The sequence below is a fragment of the Phytoactinopolyspora halotolerans genome (assembly GCF_010550675.1).
GTDB classification, from domain to species: Bacteria; Actinomycetota; Actinomycetes; order Jiangellales; family Jiangellaceae; genus Phytoactinopolyspora; species Phytoactinopolyspora halotolerans.
This window is the reverse complement of the sequence record NZ_JAAGOA010000061.1, coordinates 1-996: the sequence shown is the minus strand read 5'-3', so window position 1 is coordinate 996 and position 996 is coordinate 1. Positions and strand designations below refer to the sequence as shown.

Sequence of the window (996 nt, the reverse complement as noted above, 5' to 3'; positions counted from 1 at the left end):
CTAGATGAATGATTCCTTGAAGATTGTCAGTGGTCATAGGCGATCAGTGATCGTTTGGCTGTGAGGCCGAGGGCCCAGTTGTGCCAGATCCCGGCGGCCAGGGCCAGGAGCCGCTGGCTGATGCGGGTGAAGACCCCGGCCAGCGTGCGCCCGCCGTGCTTTTCCAGACCGAGCTGGGCTTTGAGGGTCTGGTTGACCGACTCGATCCACTGACGCACGCCGCCGAGGTTGCCGTTGGTGTAGGTCTCGTCTTTGCGATCCGGGCGCAGCAGACGTAGCCCCATGGCGTCGATGAGCTGTTTGAACTGCTTGCCGGAGAAACCCTTGTCGGCCAGCAGAATCTGCCCGAACCGGAGGAGGTGATGATTGTGCTCCAACAACGCAGCAACGACCTCGCGTTCGCCGATCTTCGGGTTGGCCAGGCACCACATGATCGGCATCCCGTCCCCGGTGCAGACCAGGTACAGCTTGAACCCCCAGTAGAACCGCGAATGCGACGCGCAGTAGCCGTAGCCGGCGTCTCCGGCCAGGTCCGAGCGTCGGGCTGTCTCCCGCGATGCGCCACACGGCACCGGCGTGGCATCGGTCATCCACACATCGTCGTACCACGACGGACACTGCTCGGCTATCAGCAACAGCGCCCGACCCAGCAGCGGACGGGCCTTCTTCAGCCGCTTGTGATACCCCGATTGCTCCGGCAGATACGGAAACATCTGTTGCCACTGCGGACTCGAACGGATGTGCCGGACCCAGCGGCGTTCGCAGTCGTAGCCCAGCAGCACCTGGGCCACCGCCAGGGTGACCAGCTCGGCATCGGACAACTCCGGTCGTCGGCCCCGGCCTGTCCGAGACGGTGCCACGTGATCGTCGATCAATACGTACAGTGCAGTCAGGAGGGTGTTCAGTTCTTTCGTCACACATTGATCTTGAACACCCTCCGTCCACTTCTCCGGTCACGACGCGCCGACCGTGATCTTCAAGGAATCACTCATCTAG

1 protein-coding gene is annotated in these 996 nt (G+C 62.4%); it reads right to left on the bottom strand.

Annotated elements, in window-relative coordinates:
- Positions 1-26: 26 nt before the first annotated feature.
- Entirely contained in the window at positions 27-917 is an 891-nt protein-coding gene (locus tag G1H10_RS32085) for an IS982 family transposase (protein WP_163745356.1), read from the bottom strand.
- Between the last annotated feature and the right edge of the window lie 79 nt (positions 918-996).